This window comes from Planctobacterium marinum, from assembly GCF_020687805.1.
In the GTDB taxonomy this organism is placed as follows: Bacteria; Pseudomonadota; Gammaproteobacteria; order Enterobacterales; family Alteromonadaceae; genus Planctobacterium; species Planctobacterium marinum.
Genome location: NZ_JAJEWQ010000016.1, coordinates 1 through 5292 on the forward strand (window position 1 = coordinate 1; position 5292 = coordinate 5292).

The 5292-nt window shown below is 48.1% G+C and carries 2 protein-coding genes; both read left to right on the plus strand.

Annotation, left to right across the window (positions count from 1 at the left end; all coding sequences use genetic code 11):
- A partial coding sequence (locus LJ740_RS22950) for a non-ribosomal peptide synthetase (protein WP_229531478.1) occupies positions 1–3530 on the plus strand: 3530 nt, incomplete at its 5' end.
- A gap of 90 nt (positions 3531–3620) precedes the next feature.
- On the plus strand, positions 3621–5292 hold a 1672-nt coding region (locus LJ740_RS22955), incomplete at its 3' end, for a condensation domain-containing protein (protein WP_229531479.1).

A 5292-nucleotide genomic window follows, 5' to 3' on the forward strand; every position in this document is an offset into this window, starting at 1 on the left:
TGGTTGCGAATCAGTATGTGGCCCCCCGCACGGACACGGAAAAGCTGCTGTGCGAGATTTGGTCCGAGGTGCTGGGTGTCGACCAGGTTGGGGTAGAGGACAATTTCTTTGCGCTGGGCGGACATTCTTTGTTGCTTGTCAATGTCGCCACTCAGTTATCAGAAAGGCTCCATATTAAGCTTAAGGTAAACACTTTATTCGAACTGCAAACCGTTGCAAAGCTTGCATCTTATTGCGACGAAGAACAATTTAGTATGGTTCCAGATATCGTCGCTGTAGAAGACAAACAGAGCTTACCCTTATCGTTTTCACAACAGCGCCTTTGGTTGTTGTCTCAAATCGAACAAAACAATGCTCACTATAATATTCCAGGTGCTTTTCGCCTCAAAGGCGCTATTGATATGGCCGCACTGCAGTTGGCATTCGATACGATTCTCGCGCGTCATGAGGTGTTGCGCAGTGTCATAAAGGCCGACGCATCTGGCTTACCTTTTCAGGAAATACTGCCGCAACAGGCATTGCCGATAAGTGTTGTCGATTTGTCAGGGCTGGAACAGGCGACGCAAACCTTGACTATACAAGAGTATATTCAGGAGGAATTAACCTCAGGATTTGATTTGTCATCGTCGCTCATGCTGAGGGTGAAAGTACTTAGACTATCTGATAGTGACCATGTGTTGATTGCCAATATGCATCACATTGCTTCTGATGGTTGGTCTCTTGGGGTAATGATGCGTGAGTTTAGTCAACTCTATCAGGCCTTCACTCTGGGGCAGGGTAATCCATTGACGGACCTTGCCATACAATATTCAGACTATGCTCATTGGCAGCGAGAGCAACTGCAGGGGGAGGAGTTGCAGAGGCACCTGGATTATTGGCACTCTCAATTATCGGGTATACCGCAAGTACATAGTTTACCACTTGATTATATTCGTCCTAAACAACAGAACTTTTTTGGAGACACAATAGAAAGCACACTGAAAGGCATTTCAGTCGAAAAACTGAAAAAACTGTGCCAGGTACATGACGCTACGTTATTTATGGGGTTACAGGCAGTGTTTTCCGTTCTTCTGGCTCGATACAGTAGTGATACTGATATTGTTACCGGTACACCTGTAGCAAATCGAGAGCAGGCAGAGCTTACCGGATTGATTGGCTTTTTTGTCAATACACTGGTGTTGCGCAATGATCTAAGCGATGCCCCGTCGTTTGAAATAATGTTGCAGCGTACTCGCGATATGTTATTGCAGGCTTACAGCCATCAACAGGTTCCATTCGAACAAGTCGTAGAGCATTTACAACCAACCCGGGATATGAGTTATAGCCCTTTGTTTCAGGTTATGTTGGTATTGCAGAACCAGGAAGATGCGGACATTTCATTGCCGGGGCTGGAGCTGGAAGTAGTTAGTCAGGATACCTTAAGTAGCAAGTTTGATATCACCTTGTCTGTGATTGAGGCTCAGAATTCGCTGACACTGCAATGGAATTACAACACTGAGCTGTTTAAACCGGAAACGATAGAAAGGTTGGCAGCGCATTTTAATCAGCTGTTAGAGGCACTTGTTAGCGCTCCAGAAAAAGACGTTTTTGCCATTGAAATGCTTAGTGAAAGTGAGCGAGGTAAGCTGCTTTCGCAAGCTCATGGTGAACAAAAATCTTATGATTTGCAGTCCAGCGTCCTGCAACAATTTGAAAGCCAGGCCGCTATAAGCCCTAACGCCACCGCGGTAGTTTTGGGGGATGATACCCTCAGCTACGGTGAATTGAACGAGAGGGCAAATCAATTAGCACATTATCTGATCAACGAGTGTCGGGTTACATCTGAAAGTTTAGTCGGTATCTGTTTACCGCGCTCATTGGATATGATGGTTGCGATCTTAGCGGTATTTAAAGCTGGAGGAGCTTATGTGCCACTGGATCCCACCTATCCAGAATCGAGGATCAGGTACATATTAGAAGATGCGAGCGTTAAAACTCTGATTTTTACATCAGATGTTGAGACCAATCTGACGCTGGCAGATACCGACAACCGGGTGTGTCTGGATAGCGTCGATTTGCAGGCTAAAGTTTTACAGCAATCAAACCAAAACCCGGGGGTTAAGCTATCTCCTACAAACCTTGCTTATATCATCTATACCTCAGGCTCTACAGGGAATCCTAAGGGCGTTATGGTAGAACATGGCAACATAACACGCTTATTTCTTAGCGCCAGTGAAAGATTCAATTTTAACAACCAGGATACCTGGACGCTGTTTCATTCTTTTGCATTTGATTTTTCAGTTTGGGAAATCTGGGGAGCGCTCTGTTACGGTGCTAAGTTGGTGCTTGTGCCACATTGGGTTGCACGTTCGTCAGAGGAATTTTACCAGCTTCTCAGTGATGAGAAAGTGACAGTACTGAATCAGACACCCAGTGCCTTTAGCGGTGTTATAGCAGAAGATAAGCGCCGACCACTGCCTTTGGCATTGCGTTATGTCATCTTTGGTGGTGAAGCGCTCAATCCAATGATGTTGCACGATTGGGCGGCCCGCCATGGTGACGCTAAGCCTGAATTGATTAATATGTATGGCATAACCGAAACTACCGTGCATGTTACCTATCGCCGACTGACCATTGAAGATATTAAGAATTCAGCAGGTATCAGTGTTATTGGGAAACCTTTAGCTGATCTAGGTGCTGTGATTTTGGATACCTCAGGTAATTTAACGCCTCCGGGTGTTGCCGGTGAGCTGTATGTATTTGGAGACGGCGTTTCAAGATGTTACCTCAATCGTCAACAACTCACGGCTGAGCGTTTCGTGAATCTGAGCGTCTTAGGTGGAAGGCGCGCCTACCGAACTGGTGATGTAGCACGCTATTTAGCCAATGGTGAATTAGAGTATCTGGGACGTATGGATAGTCAGGTGCAGTTGCGCGGGTTTCGTATTGAGCTTGGCGAAATTCAACATGCATTGTTGGCGCAAACGTCTGTTTCCGATGCCGTTGTGTTGGTACAGACTGATGGTGAGCATGATAGTCGACTGGTGGCATGGGTTGTCGGACAAAGCGCTACAGATGATTGGCAACGTCAATTGGAAGAGGCATTGGCGCAGATATTACCTGAATACATGGTGCCACGAGCTTGGGTTGCATTGGACAAGCTACCGCTAACTGTCAACGGAAAAGTTGATTATAAAGCCTTACCAGCGCCGGATTTTAGTCAACAGCAGAGAATCTATGTCGCACCTTCCACCGAGATTGAGCAGATCTTATGTGATATCTGGCAGGAAATGTTAGGTATTGAGCAGGTAGGGGTGGATGACAATTTCTTTGCCTTGGGTGGGCATTCACTGCTTGTTATGAAATTGATCACCCGAATTAATGAAGCTTTCTCCATAGAGCTCCCTGCTAAAGAGTTATTCAAAAATGCAACCATTAAAGAGCTTTCTGTTGTAGTTGAACAAGCTGACAGGGCGATTATTGCGGCCCCTATTCTTAACCTTAAAGAGACCGCAACTGAGTTGGAAGACATTACAGAATTAGAACTGTGATTTATCAATTCATTCGAAACGAATGATGTAACAAACCGAATTAGAGCACCAAATACAAATCAAACTATAAGGTGTCGAGGAGTTAGACCCGTGAATTTAACTGGCTATTTGTATAAGTTAAAAAAGGCCAAGGTTTTTATCTATGTCGAAAACGACAAGGTTAAAGTCAAAGGAGATAAAAATAATCTGGATCCACAATCCATTGGCATTCTTAAATCTAATAAAGACCAGATAATTGAGTTATACAATAGCTTAGATATTTCTTCTAATCAGCAATTGGAATTACCATCCTATGCCCAAAAGCGCTTGTGGGTACTTGATCAGATAGAGCCGGGCCAGAGTCAATACAACATTCCGGCAGCGCTGGTGCTGGAAGGTAAGCTGGATGTCAGTGCACTGGAAGGTGCGCTGAACGATATTGTCGAACGTCACGAGAGTTTGCGAACCACTTTCATGAGCGATGAGGATGGCGAGCCGTATCAGGTTATCCATGCAGCAAAAACCTTACAGGTGCAGCAGGCTGATTTCAGTCACCTGAGCGAGGAAGCGCAGGAGGCGGTTATCCGTGAACAGGTGAGTGAAGAGGGATTGCAGGGCTTTGACCTTACGGCCGACCTGATGCTACGCGGGCGTTTACTGAAGTTGCGTGACGACAAGCACGTGGTGCTGGTCACAATGCACCACATCGCCTCGGATGGCTGGTCGATGTCGTTGCTGATAAAAGAGTTCAGTGCCTTGTACCGGGCGCGGGTTGAAGGAACGCCAAATCCACTGGCCCCGCTGTCGGTCCAGTATGGGGATTATGCCCACTGGCAGCGAGAGTGGTTAAGTGGTGATGTGCTGGCCCGTCAGCTGAATTACTGGGAAACGCAGTTGTCGGATTTACCGGTATTACACGGTTTACCACTGGACCATGCCCGTCCCCATGAGCAGACGTTTAACGGCGCGGTGCATCGCAGTGAGCTAGACGCGTCGGTGACGTCCGCGTTGATGGCGTATTGTCAGTCGCATGAAGCGACCTTGTTCATGGGGCTGCACGCGGTGTTTGCCGGTTTGTTATCGCGTTACAGCAACGAAAGCGACATCGTGGTGGGCAGCCCGATAGCCAACCGGGAGCAGGCGGAGATAGCGGAGCTGATAGGGTTTTTCGTGAACACTTTGGTGCTGCGCAGTGACCTGTCCGGGTCGCCGGGCTTTGAAACCCTGTTACTGCAAAGTAAGGAGGTGTTGTTATCGGCGTATGAGTATCAGCAGGTGCCGTTTGAGCAGGTGGTAGAGCGTCTGCAGCCGGAGCGTAGCCTGAGCCACAGTCCGTTGTTCCAGGTGATGTTGATATTGCAGAATGCCGGGAGCGGAGAGCTGGACCTGCCGGGGCTATCACTGCGTCCGCTGGAGTCTGCAGAGGTGATGTCGAAATACGATTTGACCCTGACGGTGGTGGAGCACGATGGGCGGCTGGTACTGGAATGGGAATACAACCGGGATTTATTTGAGGCCCGGAGTATCGGACGTATGGCAGAGCACTTTGGTGTGTTGCTGTCGGCGGCCCTGGCATCTCCCCGGACGCCGATAGAGAGTCTGGCGCTGTTGACGGGCGCGGAGCGGGAGCAGGTGTTGCATCAGTGGAATGCCACTGAGCGTGCGTTACCGTCACAGGTCAGTTTAGCCGCGTTGTTTGAGGCGCAGGTGGCGTCGACACCGACGGCCGATGCGTTAGTGTTTGAAGGGGCGTCGTTGAGTTATGCGGCGTTGAATGCCCGGG